Below are 18,106 nucleotides of genomic sequence, written 5' to 3'. Positions count from 1 at the left end.
TCTTCTTTCTTCCAAAGTGGTTGACACTCAGGATTTTTTGGCCTAGTATACAAATATAGCTTAATAAAGCAAGACAAAATAACACAAGACAAAAGGAGTTAAGCATGAAGCAGGAATTTAAAATTGTAATTTGTGGCGGAGGAAGCACCTATACACCCGGAATCGTAAAGGATCTGCTGCAGGAAAAGGCTTTAAGGATAAAAGAGCTTTGGCTGTACGATATTGACAAGGAGCGGCAGGATAAGGTCGCTCTTATTGTAAGAGAGGTTATCAAAAGCATTTGTCCGACGCTTGCCTTCCATGTAAGCACAGTTCCCGGGGAAGCCTTACTGGACGCTGATTTTATCATGGCACAAATGCGTGTGGGAAAGCTGGAAATGCGTGTAAGGGATGAAAAAATTGCTTTAAAGCACGGATGCATCGGTCAGGAGACCTGTGGTGCCGGAGGCATGGCCTATGGCATGAGAACCATCTATCCAATGGTTGAATTGATTGATTTATGTGAGAAATATGCCACTAAGGATTACTGGATAGTCAATTACTCGAATCCGGCAGCCATTGTAGCAAAGGCAACGCAGAAGCTCCGCCCCCATGCCAGAATTTTAAATATCTGTGATATGCCAGTGGAAATCGAAGCACGTATGGCCGAAATTCTGGGGGTATCAATCGAAGATCTGGAGACAGACTACTTTGGTCTGAACCATTATGGATGGTTCACTAAGGTTCGCTGTAAGGGTGAGGATGTGACAGAGCAGCTGAAAAACCATGTTTCAGAACATGGCTACCTTTCAAAGGCAAGCTACGATGACGCACTGGTCAGGGACCCGGATTGGCTTCACACCTTTCAGAATGCAGGAAAGATTATGCGGCTGTTCCCGGACTATCTTCCAAATACCTACTGGCAATATTATCTGCTGGGTGATGATATCCTAAGTGATTCAGATATTGAAAATACCAGAGGACTGCAGGTAATCCAGAATCGTGAAAAAAAAGTATTGAAAGCAGCCTGGCAGCTGGAGCAGGGTCATGAAATTAATTTGGAACAATTTTATGTCGGCATACATGGAAAATTTATCGTATCCGTTGTAAAAGCTCTTGCCTATGATACCAGGAGCCGTCAGCTGGTAATAGTTCCTAACCAGGGGATTATCAAAAACCTGCCAGAGGATGCCATGGTTGAGGTACCTGCCTATCTCACCTCCAGAGGACCAGAGCCCATACGTATCGGCAGTATCCCAAGCTTCTATAAAGGTCTTATGGAGCAGCAAAACGCCTGCGAAGAGCTTTTAGTAGAAGCGGCTATCGAAGGCTCCTATAGCAAAGCCTTGCAGGCATTTACAATGAACAGAACCATTCCTTCTGCCAACATTGCAAAAGAAATTCTGGATGAAATGATAGAAGCCAATAAAGAATATTGGCCGGAATTAAAATAGCTTTCTAATCCAGACACAAAGAAGGACTGCTTTACAACAGTCCTTCTAAACAGTTTTATAGGTTTTCCAAGCTGCCAGCAATCTGATCTGCTGCCTTCATTGCAGCAAAGACATCCTCTGGCTTAACCTCAAAAGGCATATTCAGCATCGTATCATTTTCTGCACAGCTTGCCGTCGCCGCCTCCATCAGCCTTTCATCCCTTACACCCTCCAGCTTCAGCTCTTTTAAGGTGGTAGGAAGACCACAGCTTTGACAGAAGCGAATTATTTTTTCCAGCTCTTCCATTGGTCTGTTCTCCAGCACCATCTGGCAAATTGTTCCAAAGGCAACCTTTTCTCCATGGAGAAGACTGTGGGTTTCCTCTAAAACAGTCAGTCCATTGTGAATGGCATGGGCTGCTGCCAGTCCACTGCTCTCAAATCCGATTCCACTTAAATAGGTATTCGCTTCTACAATATTCTCAACTGCAGATGTGCTTACTCCTCTTTCAACGGCCTTTTTTGCCTTCAAGCCATCCTCCAGAAGGGTATCACGACAGAGCCTTGCCAGAGAAATTGCCGCCCTTGTTGTATAGCCACCAACCATTGTAGCTGCATTTGCCGTATCTTTTATCCTTTTACCTCAAGAATCGCCTCACCTATTTTGGCTGCGCCTGTCGCCAGAGGCCGAACTGCCTTGTATTCATCTGTATTGCACACAATAAGCGGTGTTGTACACTTATATCCGGCAGCCTTAATCGCTTTCAGGTCAAAGGTCATCATAAGGTCACCTTTTTTCACCTTTTGGCCATCCTTTACATTTACGTTAAAATGCTGACCCTTTAGTTCCACAGTGTTAATTCCCACATGAATCAACAGCTCGGCACCATTTTCTGTAGTAAAGCTGATGGCATGCTTTGTATCAAACACACTTGCAATTGTACAGTCAACCGGAGCATAAACCTTTCCTTCCGCCGGTTCGATGGCGATACCATCTCCTAGTGCACCTGCTGCAAAGGCCTCATCCTCTACCTGATTCAAAAGGCAGATATCACCATTCATATAGGCGCCAAAGACTTCATCTGCTTTATTTGCAGTTTTCTTTTCAGAGGCTGTCACACCCACGCTGTCGTTGCCGTCCAGCGCACTTTCCGAAATCACACCAGAATGGATCTGCTCTACAAAATCCTCCAGATTTGACTTAACTATGGTTACCGAAGGTCCATAAATAACCTGTATCGCCTGGCCCTTTATAACCACACCGGAAGCTCCTGTGCTCTTAAGCAGAGCTTCATCTACCTTTCCGGAGTCCACAAGCGTCAAGCGAAGACGTGTGGCACAGCAGTCAATTTCCTTCAAATTTCCAAGACCACCTACTCCTCGAAGTATCGTTGCGGATTTGGCATCAAAATGTCCGGCTTCAGCCTTAGCCACTCCAATACCGGTTGCTTTGCGGTACTCATCCTTTGTATACAGATGAGCCTCCTCATCATCGCCTTCTCTACCTGGTGTCTTTAAATCCCACTTCAGGATAAAGTAGCGGAATACCAGGAAGTAAAGAACAAAGTATACTGCAAATACCGGAAGCATAATCAGCCAGTTGGATTTAGCCTGTCCCGGCAGCACTCCATAGAGGATGAAATCGATCAAGCCATCCGAGAAGGTAGTACCGATACAGATATTTAATACATGACAGGTAACAAATGCAAGTCCTGCAAAAACCACATGGATTCCAAATAAAAATGGCGCCAGGAACAGGAAGGTAAACTCAATCGGCTCTGTAATACCGGTCAAAAAGCTTGTCAGTGCTGCTGAAAATAAAAGAGAACCAGCCACCTTTCTCTTTTCCGGTCTGGCACAGCGATACATAGCAAAGGCTGCACCTGGAAGTCCGGCCATCATAAATGGATACTTACCAGTCAGGAAACGGCAGGCGTCCACAGAGAACTTCATTGTATTTGGAGAAGCCAGCTCCGCAAAAAAGATATTCTGTGCTCCATAACAGGTTACGCCGTCGACAATCGCCTGGCCTCCCATGCCTGTCTGCCAGAGAGGTATGTAAAAAATATGGTGCAGACCAAAAGGAATTAAGGCTCTCTCAATACATCCAAAGAGGAAGGTTCCAAAATATCCTGAGGCCATAACAAGATTACCGAGAGCAAAGATTCCATTTTGCAGAATCGGCCAGATGAAATAAAGTATCACGCCGGTAATAATGGCAAATACGGTACACACAATCGGAACAAAACGGGTTCCTGCAAAAAAGGACAATGCAGAAGGCAACTGTGTCTTATAAAATTTATTGCAGAGGGCTGCCGCCATCAAGCCTGCAACGATACCTCCAAACACACCCATCTGCAAGGTCTGGATACCCAGAGTCGACGTAATTGCTCCATCCTTAACCGTTTCCTGGACAACGCCATCAATAATAGAACCATCCAGCTGTAACAGGGTGTTAATCGTAACCAGCATGACAATATAGAAAATACCAGAGGACATAACGGCTACGCCCTTTTCCTTCTTTGCCATACCTAAAGCCACAGCCAGTGCAAATATCAATGCCAGGTTACCAAAAATAGCACCTCCGGCATTATTCATCAACAATAAGATGGAATATGGAATGGTTCCCGGATGTATCACTTCTGTTAATCCATAGGTAGCAAGTGTTGTTGGATTGGTGAAGGAGCCACCAATACCTAATAAAATTCCTGCAAAAGGCAATACCGCTATCGGCAAAAATAGCGATTTACCAATCTGCTGTGCAACTGAGAAAACTTTTCCACTTTTCATTTTACTTTCTCCTCTCTCTTCTGTTCGTAAGCTTTAGCAATTACTCATATTTTTCCCTGAGCCTGTCAATGCTTCAAAATCCCTTACAAAATCATCTACTGCTGCCGTAATTGCCTGATTTTTCACCAGTCCTTCAATTATCTCCGGCGCTGCTGTAGACGCTCCGATTCCATAAGCACATAGCTCCAGAAGCTGCTGTGAGTTTTTAAAGCTTGCCGCCAGCACCTGGGTTTTCAATCCATTATTTTTAAAAATGTCATGAATACTTTTTGCCACCTCAATGCCATTGTACCCCATATTATCAATCCGGTTGATATAAGGGGCTGCGTAGGAAGCACCACATTTTCCGGCCAGAAACGCCTGCATCGGTGTATAGATAGCCGTTGCCGTAATCTTAATTCCTTCTTTTTCCAGTGTCTTCATTGCCTTGAAGCCTTCTGGGATAGACGGAATTTTTACGTAAGTATTTTCCCCCAGCTCATCCACGATCCTGCGGGCCTCTTTTACCATACCTGCTGCTTCTTTGGAAACTGCCTGAACATGAAGCTCTGCTTCCTGTCCAATGAATGTACGGATTTCCTTTAATACCTCATAAGGATTTCTTCCACTTTTGGCCAGAATAGATGGGTTAGTTGTTACTCCGTCTACCGGATATACGTCGTAAATCCCCTTAATCAGCTCAATGTGGGCATCGTCAATAATCAGTTTCATCCTTGTCCTCCTTTTTTTATTTATATTCTCCGGCAGAAGAGAAAACCTCCTGCCGGGAAATATCACTATAAGGTTTGTTCTGTCCGCTCGATAATGTCGTCCTGGGTCTTTTTGGACAATACATTGAAAAATGCACTGTAACCAGCAACCCGCACAATCAAATCTCTGTGATTTTCCGGATGCTTCTGTGCATCCAAAAGGGTTTCACGACTGACTACATTAAACTGCACATGATATCCATGAAGTCTGTTAAAGAAGGTGCGAAGAAGGAATGCCAGCTTCTGCTTGTTTTCTTCTTTTTCAAGCATCTGTGGTGTTACCTTCTGGTTCAACAGCACACCTCCTGTAATTTCCTTTGTCGGAAGCTTTGATACACTCTTAAATACCGCTGTCGGACCACATTTGTCTGCACCATGGCTTGGAGAGCAGCCCTCAGCCAAAGGCTCACCAGCTTTTCTTCCATCTGGCGTTGCCAGGGTTCCGGCTCCCTGAGGAACATTAGCAGAAATAGAGGAGGTACCTGCATAATAGACACCGCCAATCGGACCTCTGCCATAACGGGTATTATGGTATTTTTTCATTTCATCAATATATACATTATATGCATTTACCACCAGCTGGTCAACGTAATCGTCGTCATTTCCGTATTTTGGTGCTGCCTGTAGAAGCTTTCGGATTTCTTCGTTCTTCTCTCCTGCAAAATCTGACTGCAATGCTTCCCAAAGCTCTGCCGGAGTCACCTTCTTTTCCTCAAATACAATCTGCTTCATAGCTGCAAGGCTGTCTGCAAGGTTGGCAATTCCTACCTGCAAATCACTGATAAAGTCATAGACTGCTCCACCTTCCTTCATATTCAGTCCACGCTCAATACAGTCATCGGTCAGAGCTGAGCAGAGAATGTCTGCCGTATCCTTTTCCAGAACCATATCGCAGGTTGCATCGATAATGGTACACTGGCGGCACATCTCGCGAATCACCTTATCCCAGCACTCCAATACCTGTTCAAAATCTGTAAAATCCCTAAAATGGCCCACGCCCTCGCAAAGCTTTGTTCCCGATGCCGGATCCACGCCATCGTTCATGGCAATCAGTAGCGCCTTTGGGAAGTTCAAAAAGCTCATACCGGTACACCGATAGCCCCATTTTCCCGGAACAGCTGTCTCTACACATCCGATAGCACTGTAGTTATAAGCATCCTCCGGCTTTACTCCCTTTTCAATAAAGCTTGGAATAATCACCTCATCATCATTGAAGGCCGGCATGCCAAAGCCGCATCTTATGACCTCAATACATTCCCGCATGAACTCGTCACTGAGATTTTTGTGGTATCTTACCGTAAGGTTTGGCTGTGTCAGGTGGCATTTAGCAACACTCTTTAAAATCAGCCAGCTCATCGGATTGGTAGCATCCTTTCCATCGGTAGTCTGTCCTGCCACAGTAACATTCTGGTACAGAGGAGAGCCTGCTGAAAACTGCGTATGGCTCCATGAACGGATTTTATTGATTGTATATGTCTTAAGCCACAGGTTGCACATGAGCTCACAGGCCTCCTCTTCGGTAATGAGCCCTTTTGCCAAGTCTGCCTCATAATAAGGATTCAGGTATTGATCCATCCGTCCGTAGGACAGGCTGTGTCCGTTTGACTCAATCTGAAGAATAAGGTGTACCAGCCACAGGCTCTGTACTGCCTCTCGGAAGCTTTCTGCCGGTTCATAAGGCACCCTTTTTAAAATCCGTGCCATTTCTAAAAGCTCCGCTTTTCTCTTGGCATCCTTCTCCTTCTCTGCTGTCTCTTCTGCCAGAAGGGCATAACGGCCTGCAAAGCTCTTTACCGCTTCTATCACAATCAGAATCGCCCGGTAAAAATAGCTTTTCTCAATATTCTTATAGTCTGTTAAATCCAAAGACTCCAGCTTCTTTTGTGTCCTTTTTTCATAATCCTTTAATCCAACCCGCAGCATATTGCCATAGTCTACGGCACAATGGGCATCTCCCGAGGTGATATTTCCCTCGGATTTGATAATCCCAAGGTCATAATACTGCTTGGAATGAGGCGGAAAAGCCGCCAACCCCCTGTCAAGCAGGGTATTGTGCTCCCAGAACGGTGCAATGTCTCGGAGCTTTTGCTTATTTTCTTCTGTAATATAAAACACATCACCATCGCGGTGTTCAAATTCATCCAGCTCGTCAATGACCCACTTCATTGCATATTCCGGGAAGATTGGTGCACTGCGGTTTGTGGAGGCCTGATTTCCTGCAATCATGGTCTGTGGCTCAATGAAAATGCTCATCTTCTCCAGTACATTTTTCAGCATCCTTGCCCGCTTCAATGCAAGGGGCTGATCCTGGTTCTCCTGATAGGTCTGCGTTGTAATCACTGCCCTCTCCACGCATACCTGCGGTTTTACGTTTAAAAGCTCTTCTCTGAAGCTTTCCATTCTTGGCGTCAATGTTCCAAAATAATTATTCATAATTTATCCTCCAATCTTATATATTTTATATGAAATATTAATATCTTTCCTTCGTAATTAAATCCTATCATATTTTCCTATTATTTGTCAATTATATTTCTAAAAAATCAAATTAATTTTCATATGAAAGTTTTTTTACTTTCTCTTGTTTACTTTTTACACCTTTCATGATAGAATAAAAATACATTCAAAAATACAAATACTTAAGAGAGGACTTGATTTTATTAACACAATAGAAACTGGTATTATTTTCAACATACAAAAATTCAGTCTCCATGACGGACCAGGTATAAGGACGGTTGTATTTTTTAAGGGCTGTCCTTTAAAATGCAGCTGGTGTGCAAATCCAGAAAGCCAGAATAGCAAAATTCAGATTTTATGGGATCGAGAAAAATGTACTGGCTGCCAGGTCTGCATTGCAAATTGTCCTTTCGGTGCTATCACTGGAAAAGAGAAAAACATTCTGATTAATCACGCTATGTGTAAGCAATGCCAAAGCTGTGTTTCTGGCTGCCCTGCCCAGGCTTTAAAGGCAGAAGGAGAGATTCGCAGCATTTCTGAAATTCTGAAGGTCTGTCTTCAGGACGAAGACTTTTACAAAGAAAGCGGTGGCGGTGTTACCTTGTCTGGTGGGGAGCCTCTTATGCATCCGGATTTTGCCATTTCACTTCTGAAGGCATTAAAAGAACACCAGATTCACACAGCCATAGAAACAACCGGTTATGCTGCCCCGGAGATTTTCGACCGGGTAACCGAAAAAGCCGACCTGCTGCTGTTTGACATGAAGCATTGGAAGGAAGAAAAGCATCTGGAAGGAACCGGCGTTTCCAACCGTCCTATTCTGGAGAACATGAAACGTGCCATAGCATCCGGGAAAAAAGTTCTCCCGCGTCTTCCTGTTATCCCGGAGTACAATAATTCTCTGGAAGATGCCAAAGGGTTCTCCGAACGCCTCAAAGAGGTCGATGCCAAAGAAATCCAGCTTCTTCCTTTTCATCAGTTCGGCGAAAGAAAGTATGATATGCTGAATAGGGAATACAAATATACCGATTTCCCAGCCCTGCACGAAAAAGACCTGGAAGCCTTCCGGCAGATTTTTCTTCAGGCTGGTATTCATGCCTTTTTTTAGGTGTTTAAAAATATAAAAGAAAGGAACTTATATCAGTACAATGACAAAAAGAACTCACCAGATTTTAGAATTGCTAACCACCGAAAAACGAGTCGAAATCTCTCTTCTGGCACAAAAGCTTGGAGTTTCTCAAGTAACTGTCCGAAAGGATCTGGATGACTTAGTTCAGAAGGGAATTATCACAAGAGAACACGGCTTTGCCGTCCTTCGTAGTACAGATGATATTAACGGAAGAATTGCCTATCACTATGAAATCAAAAAAGAGATTGCCCGGAAGGCAGCCGAACTGATTACAGAGGGTGATACTCTTATGATTGAAAGCGGAAGCTGCTGTGCTATTTTAGCTGATCTTCTGACTGCCACAAAAAAAGATCTTACAATTATTACCAATAGTGCCTTTATTGCCGATTATATCCGCAGAAAATCAAATTTCCAAGTTATCCTTCTGGGCGGAATCTATCAGCAGGATTCTCAGGTTCTGGTTGGTCCAATGCTTCGCCAATGTGCCGAGAATTTCTGCGTTGATTTGTTCTTCATTGGAACAGATGGTTATTCTTTAAGAACAGGCTTTACCAACCAGGATCAGATGCGTGCACAGGCAGTCCGTGATATGGCTCCACAGGCAGAACAGGTAATTGTCCTTACCGAAAGTGAAAAATTTGCAAAGCATGGTATTGTTCCTCTGAACATCAAGGGTAAAATTCAAAAGGTTATTACAGACCGGCACATAGATTCCGGGACTATTGCAGAACTTGAAAAGCAGGGTATCTGTGTAATTACTGTATAAAAGAGAACTGTTATTTTTTCCCTAAAAGCTCCTGTTTCATATAGCGGAAGGTCTCCTCTTCTCCTTTTTCCTTAAGCATGGACAAAAGGAACTGAAGACTTTTCGCAGTCTCAGGATGAACCATATAATGCTCCTTGGAATTTAAAAAATAATCCAGTGGGTCACTGTCCTTATAAGCATCCTTTCTATAAGTCTTGCTGGCTGCAATCCTATCACATACCATCTCCACCAAATACTTATCCGGCATCCTAAGACCAATCATCCCCTCCTTCGGGTCTAAACTGTAATCAATCCAGTACTCCAGATGGTGCTTATTTCGCCCCTTGTGATGAAGCCACGCCATGCTATAGCCCTTATCCTCACGTTCTGCATTATTGGGACTTCTGTCACCCTGATAATACTTTGCCCCTACTAAAAATTCTGTCGGAGAATACTTGGACAAATCATGTAAAAGTCCCTGCTTATAAAGCCCTGCCTTAAAGCAGTGCTTCATTACCAACCGTTTATGATGATTAATCGTTTTTAAATGTCCCAGCCACTTCCACATTTTACATCTAAGCCTCCAAATTCTGATATCTTCGAATATTATATTTCATTTTTCACTAATTATCAACCTTCTGGATGTATTGAATAATTTAGTATTGTAGATTTATTTTGATTTTCAAGAAACGAAAAGAGTGTTGTTATTGTAGCGAATAAGCTATACGGAGAAAGACTGATAATTCTTAAAAATGCATAGCCTACAGAGGCAAAAAACACGGAGGTTTTTTGAGCGGACTTGAGACAGGAGGTCGAATGTCCGCGTACTCGTCACTTGTAATAAACTATATGCATTTTTCTAGAATTATCGTCTTTCGTAGTCCTAGCTTAAGAGCTACAATAGCAACACTCTTTTCGTCTCCTGAAAATCAAAACAAATCTATAAATCAAAATTACCGCCTCACAACTCTCGTCTCCAAAAGCTCTAAAATCAAAAACAGTAACGCTCCCATCAATGAAATTACCAGAATACCTCCGTACATTTCCAGATAGGAAATTCTCGACCAGGCATCCAAAATATAATATCCGATACCAAGTCTGGTTCCATAAGCCTCGACTAAAAACAGTACAGCAAGAGAGGTTCCAACATTAATCCGCAGCCCGGTAAATAGTGATGGCAAAATCGCTGGCAGGGTAATATGAAAAAACATGTCTCTGGCACTGGCATTACAGCTTTGGGCTACCTGATAAAAGCTCTCATCAATTCCCAGGGCAGCATCCTTAGTCCCTATCATCACCTGAAATACTACTGTAAGTACAAGAATTACTATTTTAGAAGCATTTCCCAGGCCCAGAAGCAGCATCACCACAGGAAGCAGAGCTGTTTTAGGAATTGGATAGGCAAAATACACCAGTGGATTTAAAAAACGGCATCCATTCTTCTGATACGCCATAAAAAGCCCCAGCGGTATTCCCAGAAGCAGTGAAATCAGGATTCCGGCTGTAATCCGCAAAAGACTTGCCCCTACATGCAAAAAAATTCCTGCCTCTAAAACCCGCGGGAAATTTAAGTAGACAAAAAGGGGATTCGGGAGAGCTCTTGTATGTAAAAGGAGTGCTCCCAGAAGCCAGATAAGCTGTAAAAGGAGAAATCCCACTAAAAAGTTCCCTATCTTTTTCATGGCTTTTCTTCTCCTTTCCCATGCGCCGCTAAAACAGCCTCCCTTAATTTTCTTTTCATCTTAAAATATTCCTCTTCCTGACAGTCATAGCTTCCCTGCCACGGATTCTGATAGCAGGCAGATATTTTTCCGCTCTGATTCATTACAAGTATATCCGTAGCTAAAGCCATGGCATCCTCCAGCCGGTGGGTCACCATAACCGTCGTCGGCCGGTACTCTTCCCAAAGCTCCAGGCAAAGCATAGCTGCCTCAATCGACGACGCTGCATCTAAGGCCGCAAAGGGTTCGTCCATCAAAAGTAATAAGGGGCGCACTAAAAGGGCCCGTAAAAGGGCTGTCCGCTGGGCCTGTCCACCACTTAAGGAGGAAGGATATCTTGACAGAAGCTTTTCTATCGAAAGCCGCTCTGCCAGGGCTGTGAGCTCCTTTTCATACTGAGCTTCTTTAGAAGCAAAGTCCTTTCCATCCCGCAGCTGTACTCCAAACAGTGCATTTTCCTTTACCGTTTTCCATGGAAGAAGTCCATAGCTTTGTGGAATCAGTCCAATGGAGATTGTTCCCGGTGACAGCTCTGAGCCTTCAAAAAGTATTTCTCCCTTTCTTACCGGAAGTACCCCTGAAAGCCCATTTAAAAGAGTTGTTTTACCACAGCCAGATGGCCCCAGGATGCTTAGAAAACGTCCCCGCTCCATAGAAAAGCTAAAATCTTCCAATACTCTATTCCATTGTTTCTTTCCATGATACCCTAGTGTTACATCCTTGATTTCCAGCATACTAATCCAGCTTTCCAAGTAAATCCTCCGGCTTAAGCTCTGCCGGGCAAAGTCCCTTTGTTGCTGCCCAGTTAATTGCGTTTTGTAAATCTTCCTCTGATGGCAGGACATCCTTCCGGTACTCCGGCAGAACAATTTTTCCCTTTAACTCCTCAGGATAACCACACCTCTCAATTACCAGTTCTTCGTATTCCGTAATTGGAGTTGTATTTACATAATCTACTGCCTCATTATAGGCCTTATAAAATTTCTCTATAACATCCTTTTTTCCCGAAACCGCATCTTTTGTAAAAGCCATTACTGCCGGATACAGTCCAGCTTCATTTGCACTTCCAAGAATGACAGCATCGCTCTCCGCTGCCAGCGTAGAAAATGGGTCCGGCAAAAGTCCCAGGTCGATAGAGCCAGTCCGGAGCAGCTCCAGGCGTTCCGGAATTCTTGGTACAACCTCTTTTTTAAGATAGTCTGCACCATACCCCTTCTGCTCTAAAATATAATCCAGGCTATATTCAATCAGCGTATTTTCTGAAATTGCAATGCTTTTTCCCGCTGCCTCTGAAAGGTCTGTAATATCTGTCTTCTTTCCGGCTAGCAGTACATAGTCTCCATCTGTTACACCGGTAATTTTCATGTCAAGACCGGCATTCTGGTACATGCAGACACCAATATAGTCTGTAAAAACACCATCCAGCTCCCCAGCCTGCAAAGCTGCATCTCTGTCCTTTGCTGACTGGAAAACCTCCATTTCAAAATCAATACCGTATTTTTCATCCAGCTTCTGTCCCTCAATAACTGCCAGAGGTACAATATCCGAGGAATACATAACTCCCAGCTTTATAGTTGTATCCTCTGCCTTCTTCTGACAGCCTGTCAAAGACATGACACCTGCCGCTGCCAGCAGAGCTAAAATTCCTGATTTCCACATTCTCTTTTTCATTTTCTATTTCCTTCCCCTTTCCATCTATGATATAGCTGATTTTCCACCTTCAGGCAGTCTAATATTCTGCCCACGGTAAAATCAATAATTTCCTCCATACTGGACGGATGCTTATAAAATCCCGGGCTAGCCGGCAAAATCACCCCTCCACATTCGGAAAGTGTTGTCATATTCCGCAAATGAATCGTTGTCAGCGGTGTTTCCCGCGGTACGATAAGTAACGGTCTTCGCTGCTTTAAGCATACATCTGCCGCCCGGGTAAGAAGAGACGGCGTATAGCCGGCAGCCAGCTGACCTATCGTAGACATGGAGGCAGGCACAATGACCATGCCATCACAAGGATAGGATCCACTGGCAATTCCGGCAAACATATCCGTATTTTCTTCCGGGAAAAAATCCTTATCCCTCGTAAAATGCTCAGAAAGCCGCTGATAAAACTCCTCCTTTGCAAGCCCAGTCTCGTAAGGCACTACCTTTTCCGCCATTTCGCTGAATACAATATGCACCTGTGAGCCTGCCTCTAATAAGGCCTCTATGGTACGCAGAGCATACACACTTCCACTTGCCCCCGTTACTCCTACAATCCATGTCTTCATAGCATCTCTCCTCTACAGATATACATCCAATACACCTGCAATAATCAATACGATACCGGTAATCTGACTGATACTATAGGAAGCCAGATTGACCTGTTCTAAATGCCCCGGCGTTACCAGCTTATGCTGAACCACCATGAGCCCAAAGATAACAACGATTCCCACCAGTAAAATCCATCCGGTCTGGGGCAGCGAAATCAACCAGTAAAGTCCGAGGCATCCCAGTGCTCCTAAGTGAAACAGAGCACTAATAATCAAGCCACCCTTGATACCAAACCGTACCGGAATGGAATGCAAGCCATTGGCCTTATCAAACTCATAATCCTGGGAACCATAGATAATGTCAAAGCCAGCTGTCCACAGACAGTTAGCACCACCCAGAAAAATTGCCTGCCAGGAAAAGGCTCCTGTCACCGCCAGCCAGGCTCCTACCGGAGCACAGGCACAGGTAATTCCCAGCACCAGATGACATAGCCAGGTAAATCTCTTTGTATAAGAATAAATAAACATCAAAAACAGTGCCAGTGGTGACAGATACATACACAGCGGATTCAGCTTATAGGCACTGAATACTAAAAGTGCAAAGCAGAGTGCCACAAATACCAAGGTTTCTTTTACAGATACCTCACCCTTTGGAATCTGGCGGTTTGCTGTTCTTGGATTCTTAGCATCTATTTTTGCATCTATCACCCGGTTCAAGGCATTTGCTCCGGTTCTTGCACCTAATAAAGCCAGCATCGCCCAGAAAAACACTCCTGGCTCCGGTTTTCCGTTAGAGGCTGCCAGAAGTGATACTAAGGCAAAGGACAGGGAAAATATGGTATGACTGAACATTACCAGCTTTCCATAATCCTGAAGCTTTTGTATCACCCTTTTTACCAGATGAATTGCTTTTTCTATCATGAAAACTCAGACTTCCTTTCTGTCAATTCCGTATTCTGTCCACCGGCTGTCCACCAGCTTTTTTATCTCATCACTCATCACAATATCCTCCGGCCATGGATGCTTTAAGCCCTCTTCAAAAAGCTTCTTTGTTGCATCAATCGCTAACCTGCCCTCCTGATAAACAAAATCTCTGGAGGCATCAATATTGTTAAAAACTCTCCACATAACCTCGGAAGTATTTTTTGTATCAACATAAGCATCTACTACAACAGACAGCCGGTGTTCTCCTGCTTCTGCTGCCTCTTTGGCTTTTTTCTTTCCAGCAAAAGGGATTGTTTTCTCTATTGCGTAGACACCGATGCCTTCCTCTGCGGAAAACCTTTTTTCTCCAGTCGCATCCACACCAACACGGCTGCCAAATAGGGCCTCGTTAGAAGAATGATCCAATGCATCCAGCGGTCCCCTGGAAATCGTAATATCCCTTTCAAAATCTACTCTTTCCAGTATTGCCCTTTTTATTGCCTCTAAATCATAAGGGTCTATGGATTCTCCTATAGCTATCAAAAGCTTGGTATACCGCATCTGTCCCATACCCCATAAAAAGTTCATCACCGTCTGAGCAGCTCCCGGATATTCACACTTTACAGAAAGTATCGCACAATTATGAAAAACCCCCTCCAACGGCAGGTTCATATTCACAAGCTGAGGCAGAGCAAATTTAAGCATCGGCAGAAAAATCCGTTCTGTAGCCTTTGCCAGATAGCAGTCTTCCATCGGCGGTCTTCCAACAACGGTTGCCGGATAAACGGCATCCTTCCGGTGGGTAATACAGGTAACATGAAACCTAGGATACCAGTCTGCCAGTGAATAGTATCCGGTATGATCCCCAAAGGGACCTTCCCATGCCAGTTCCTCTTCCGGGTCTACATACCCCTCCAGCACAAACTGGGAGTCTGCCGGCACATAAATATCATTCGTCACACATTTCACCATGGCTACCGGCCTTCTCCGTAAAAATCCGGCTAAAAACATCTCATCTATCTTAGGCGGCAGCGGAGCCGTCGCAGCATAGGTCACTGCCGGATTACTTCCAATCGCAACAGAAACCGGCATCCTTTTTCCCATTCTTCGGTAAGCCTCATATATCCCGGCTCCGTCCTTATGCTTATGCCAGTGCATTGCTGTCGTTTCCTTATCCAGCACCTGCATCCGATACATTCCCATATTTTGTCCTCTGGAATCCGGGTACTTTGTAAATACCAGAGGCAGGGTCACAAACCTGCCGCCGTCCAAAGGCCAGCATTTTAAAATTGGTATTTTATCTAAATCTACATTTTTCTCTATTACCTGTTGACAAGCCGGCTTTTTCAGAGTAAAGGGCCTTTTTACCGGAAAGCAGGCTAAAAGCCGCAAAAGCCGCGGTATCGAATGGAAGAGACCTGAGAAAGTTGTATAATTTTCAATTCTTAAGTATTCTTCCACCTGCTTACCTATTGTATCGAGATTATCTGCTTCCAGTGCCAGACTCATCCGCTCATAGGTGCCAAAGGCATTGATAAGCACCGGATATCGGGAGTCCTTCACCTTTTCAAAAAGCAATGCTTTCCCATAGGATTTACTTACCCGGTCCGTGATTTCTGTAATTTCAAGGTCAGAGGAAACCTCTGTCGTAATCCGCAGCAGTTCTCCTCTCTTTTCCAGTTCCTTTATAAATTGATTCAGACTTTTATATGCCATAATTTTACCTTTTTCTTAATCTGCCAGACTTTTTTCAAAACCACTGCTGTATTCTATCGTCTTATCATCAAAAATCCACATGGCCTCTACCCCTTCCAAGCCTTCTACGAAGCTTAAGCCTTCCTCGTAGGTCATATTATAGACAGAGGTGGACAGGGCATCTGCTACACCGGAATCCGAACACAAGATGGATACTGCCCTAAAGTTTTCAGCCGGCATCAGAGTATCCGTATTGATAATATGGTGATATGGTTTGCCCTCTACCTCGTAATATCGCTGGTAGTCACCACTGGTTACAAGGGAAATATCTTCTACATATACCTTTTTTAAGTATTCCTCTGTTTCGTCATCAAAAGGATTTTGAATACCTACCTTCCAGCGTTCTCCATCTCCCTTAACTCCAATCGCACGGATATTGCCTCCCACGCTCATAAGCATCGAGGTTATTCCGGCTTCTTTGGCCGCTTTTGCTGCCTGTTCTACTGCATACCCCTTACCGATAGAGCCTACATCCAGACTCAAGCCTGCATCCTCCAGATATACCGTAGAATTTTCCTCATTAATGATTACCTTATCTATATCCACATGCTTGTTCGCCTCAAGCAGTTTCTCCATCGGCGGAAGCTTGGCATTTTCCGGGTCATCCAGTCCATCGGTACGATAATCATGCCAGATAGACAATACACTTCCAAAGGCAATATTGAGCTTTCCATCTGTCTTCTGATACATTTCCTTTCCCAAAAGCAAAAGATCAATAATCTTTTCATCTACTACCACAGGCTCCATTCCAGCCTTATCATTGATAGTCTTTATATTATTAATTCCATCATAATCATTATAAATATCATACAGCTGGTGATACTTTTCCAGCTCATCATATACAATCTGTACCTGTTCCTTAAAGATTTCCTCGCTGTCTGCATAGCCTATAATTTTAGTTGCTGTATCAAACAAAGTCAAAAACTCCGCCTGATACCGTTTCGGCTGGGATGCAGGGCTAAGGCTACAGCCAGTCAATGCCACTGCTGTTATCATTGTCATACATAATACTGCAATTCGTTTCATTTGCCAAAATTCCTTTCGTTTTAAAAAGGAGTGCTAAATGGCACTCCCTTTTTTTCTACAAATATTATTTTGCATTTGCAACAGCCTTGCTGATAACAGTCATGAAGTCACCAACATGAACAGTTACGTTAGCAGCCAGGTCAGCGTCTGCAGGAACACCCTCTGCTAAAGCAATACCCTTTACTTCATCAGCAGTCTTTCCTAAGCAGTAAGCAGCAAATGCAGCAGCCTGCTCATCCCACTCTTTACCGATGCTGGAGGCAGACTTCATACCATAGTTTTCACCTATTTCATTCTTTGTAGGAACAGCAGCTGTTAAATCTGTTGTAATCTTACCAGTAGCATCAAATTTTACAGTACCCTGGGAAGCATCTAAGATACAGCTTGTAATCTTGCCTTCAGCATTTACAGTAGTTGCTGTATAGTAGGAGTAAGCCTGTGCCTGTCCATCCTCGCCATCTGCAGCATCCTTAGATTTAGAAATTGTTGTATTTACACCAAGACCAAGCTTATCACCTGCCTTGGCACCCATCTCTGTTGCATTTTCCATAGCAGCTACAACACCGTTAATAAATCCACCTGCATGGATAGTAACGCTTGCTGCCAGATCTGCATCCTCAACAACGCCCTCTGCTGTCAGTGCGATGCCCTTGATTTCATCAGCAGTCTTACCTACACAGTAAGCAGCAAATGCAGCAGCCTGCTCGTTCCAGTCTTTGCCGATACCAGACGCAGACTTCATACCATAGTTTTCACCTAATTCATTCTTTGTCTGATATACAGTAGCTAAATCTGTTACAACCTTACCATCTTTAGAGAAGTTAATCTTTGTCTGAGCTCCATCAATTACACAGCCAGCTACTTTGCCTTCACCATCTACAGTTACAGCAAAAATAGCGGAATCTACCTGTGCAAGACCATCTTCTTCACCAGCATCTGTAGATTTCCCAAGAGAAGTGGAAACATAAAGACCTGTCTTTAATGCCCCTTCTGTAGCTGCTGGAGCCTCTGTCTCAGCTGGTGCTTCTGTCTGGGTAGTTGGAGCTTCTGTCTGAATAGGTGCCTCATCCTTTTTTCCACAGCCAACAGCCAGCATGGATACTGCTAGTGTCAGACTTAACAGAACTGCTAATTTCTTTTTCATAATAATTC

Annotated in this window: 16 protein-coding genes; 3 read left to right on the top strand and 13 right to left on the bottom strand. The window is 43.9% G+C overall.

The genetic code is table 11. From position 1 onward, the window contains the following. Positions 1-104 precede the first annotated feature (104 nt). Entirely contained in the window at positions 105-1,433 is a 1,329-nt protein-coding gene (locus ASU35_RS17665; protein WP_058354279.1) for a 6-phospho-alpha-glucosidase, read from the top strand. A gap of 55 nt (positions 1,434-1,488) precedes the next feature. Here ASU35_RS17665 and ASU35_RS17660 read toward each other — a convergent pair whose 3' ends face one another. The 4 genes from ASU35_RS17660 to ASU35_RS17645 all read right to left on the bottom strand — a co-directional run bounded on the left by ASU35_RS17660 (position 1,489) and on the right by ASU35_RS17645 (position 7,384). Continuing rightward, the gene (locus tag ASU35_RS17660) at positions 1,489-2,019 is read right to left on the bottom strand and encodes a dehydroquinate synthase/iron-containing alcohol dehydrogenase family protein (protein WP_058354278.1); all 531 of its coding nucleotides are present in this window, start codon (positions 2,017-2,019) and stop codon (positions 1,489-1,491) included. A 23-nt stretch (positions 2,020-2,042) separates the two neighbouring features. Continuing rightward, positions 2,043-4,202: a PTS sugar transporter subunit IIABC gene (locus tag ASU35_RS17655; RefSeq protein WP_058354277.1), complete on the bottom strand. Its 2,160-nt coding sequence runs from the start codon at positions 4,200-4,202 to the stop codon at positions 2,043-2,045. A 33-nt stretch (positions 4,203-4,235) separates the two neighbouring features. Then, a complete protein-coding gene (locus tag ASU35_RS17650; RefSeq protein WP_058354276.1) occupies positions 4,236-4,913 on the bottom strand; it encodes a transaldolase family protein in 678 nt (225 codons plus the stop codon). A gap of 65 nt (positions 4,914-4,978) precedes the next feature. Beyond that, a complete protein-coding gene (locus ASU35_RS17645; RefSeq protein WP_058354275.1) occupies positions 4,979-7,384 on the bottom strand; it encodes a glycyl radical protein in 2,406 nt (801 codons plus the stop codon). Positions 7,385-7,529: 145 nt separating this feature from the next. On the opposite strand from ASU35_RS17645, the gene ASU35_RS17640 reads away from it, so the two are divergent. Both ASU35_RS17640 and ASU35_RS17635 read left to right on the top strand, forming a co-directional pair. Continuing rightward, positions 7,530-8,513, top strand: coding sequence for a glycyl-radical enzyme activating protein (locus ASU35_RS17640; protein WP_341417699.1), 984 nt, complete (start codon positions 7,530-7,532; stop codon positions 8,511-8,513). A 40-nt stretch (positions 8,514-8,553) separates the two neighbouring features. Further along, positions 8,554-9,300, top strand: coding sequence for a DeoR/GlpR family DNA-binding transcription regulator (locus tag ASU35_RS17635; protein WP_058354274.1), 747 nt, complete (start codon positions 8,554-8,556; stop codon positions 9,298-9,300). Between the two features lie 10 nt (positions 9,301-9,310). Here the strand turns inward: ASU35_RS17635 and ASU35_RS17630 are convergent, their stop codons facing one another. The 9 genes from ASU35_RS17630 to ASU35_RS17590 form a co-directional block, all read right to left on the bottom strand. Then, positions 9,311-9,847, bottom strand: coding sequence for a DUF5662 family protein (locus ASU35_RS17630; RefSeq protein ID WP_058354273.1), 537 nt, complete (start codon positions 9,845-9,847; stop codon positions 9,311-9,313). A gap of 385 nt (positions 9,848-10,232) precedes the next feature. Next, positions 10,233-10,961, bottom strand: a complete 729-nt coding sequence (locus ASU35_RS17625) for an ABC transporter permease (protein ID WP_058354272.1) — start codon at positions 10,959-10,961, stop codon at positions 10,233-10,235. Beyond that, a complete protein-coding gene (locus tag ASU35_RS17620) occupies positions 10,958-11,752 on the bottom strand; it encodes an ATP-binding cassette domain-containing protein (RefSeq protein ID WP_058354271.1) in 795 nt (264 codons plus the stop codon). Before ASU35_RS17620 ends, ASU35_RS17625 begins: the two co-directional genes overlap by 4 nt. Further along, positions 11,736-12,671 (bottom strand): ABC transporter substrate-binding protein, encoded by a 936-nt coding sequence (locus ASU35_RS17615; protein WP_058354270.1) that lies wholly within the window; start codon positions 12,669-12,671, stop codon positions 11,736-11,738. The genes ASU35_RS17620 and ASU35_RS17615 overlap by 17 nt, the downstream gene beginning before the upstream one ends. Further along, the gene (locus ASU35_RS17610; RefSeq protein ID WP_058354269.1) at positions 12,668-13,267 is read right to left on the bottom strand and encodes a UbiX family flavin prenyltransferase; all 600 of its coding nucleotides are present in this window, start codon (positions 13,265-13,267) and stop codon (positions 12,668-12,670) included. Before ASU35_RS17610 ends, ASU35_RS17615 begins: the two co-directional genes overlap by 4 nt. A 12-nt stretch (positions 13,268-13,279) precedes the next feature. Then, on the bottom strand, positions 13,280-14,170 hold the full coding sequence (locus ASU35_RS17605; RefSeq protein WP_172794675.1) for a 4-hydroxybenzoate octaprenyltransferase: 891 nt from the start codon (positions 14,168-14,170) through the stop codon (positions 13,280-13,282). 6 nt (positions 14,171-14,176) lie between these two features. Continuing rightward, positions 14,177-15,889 (bottom strand): menaquinone biosynthesis decarboxylase, encoded by a 1,713-nt coding sequence (locus tag ASU35_RS17600; RefSeq protein ID WP_058354268.1) that lies wholly within the window; start codon positions 15,887-15,889, stop codon positions 14,177-14,179. Positions 15,890-15,904: 15 nt separating this feature from the next. Then, positions 15,905-16,954, bottom strand: coding sequence for an FAD:protein FMN transferase (locus tag ASU35_RS17595; protein ID WP_058354267.1), 1,050 nt, complete (start codon positions 16,952-16,954; stop codon positions 15,905-15,907). A gap of 64 nt (positions 16,955-17,018) precedes the next feature. Further along, positions 17,019-18,098: a hypothetical protein gene (locus ASU35_RS17590; RefSeq protein WP_058354266.1), complete on the bottom strand. Its 1,080-nt coding sequence runs from the start codon at positions 18,096-18,098 to the stop codon at positions 17,019-17,021. Positions 18,099-18,106: the final 8 nt, after the last annotated feature.

It is taken from the genome of Acetivibrio ethanolgignens, assembly GCF_001461035.1.
GTDB lineage: Bacteria > Bacillota > Clostridia > Lachnospirales > Lachnospiraceae > Velocimicrobium > Velocimicrobium ethanolgignens.
This window is presented reverse-complemented; position numbering and strand designations above follow the sequence as displayed.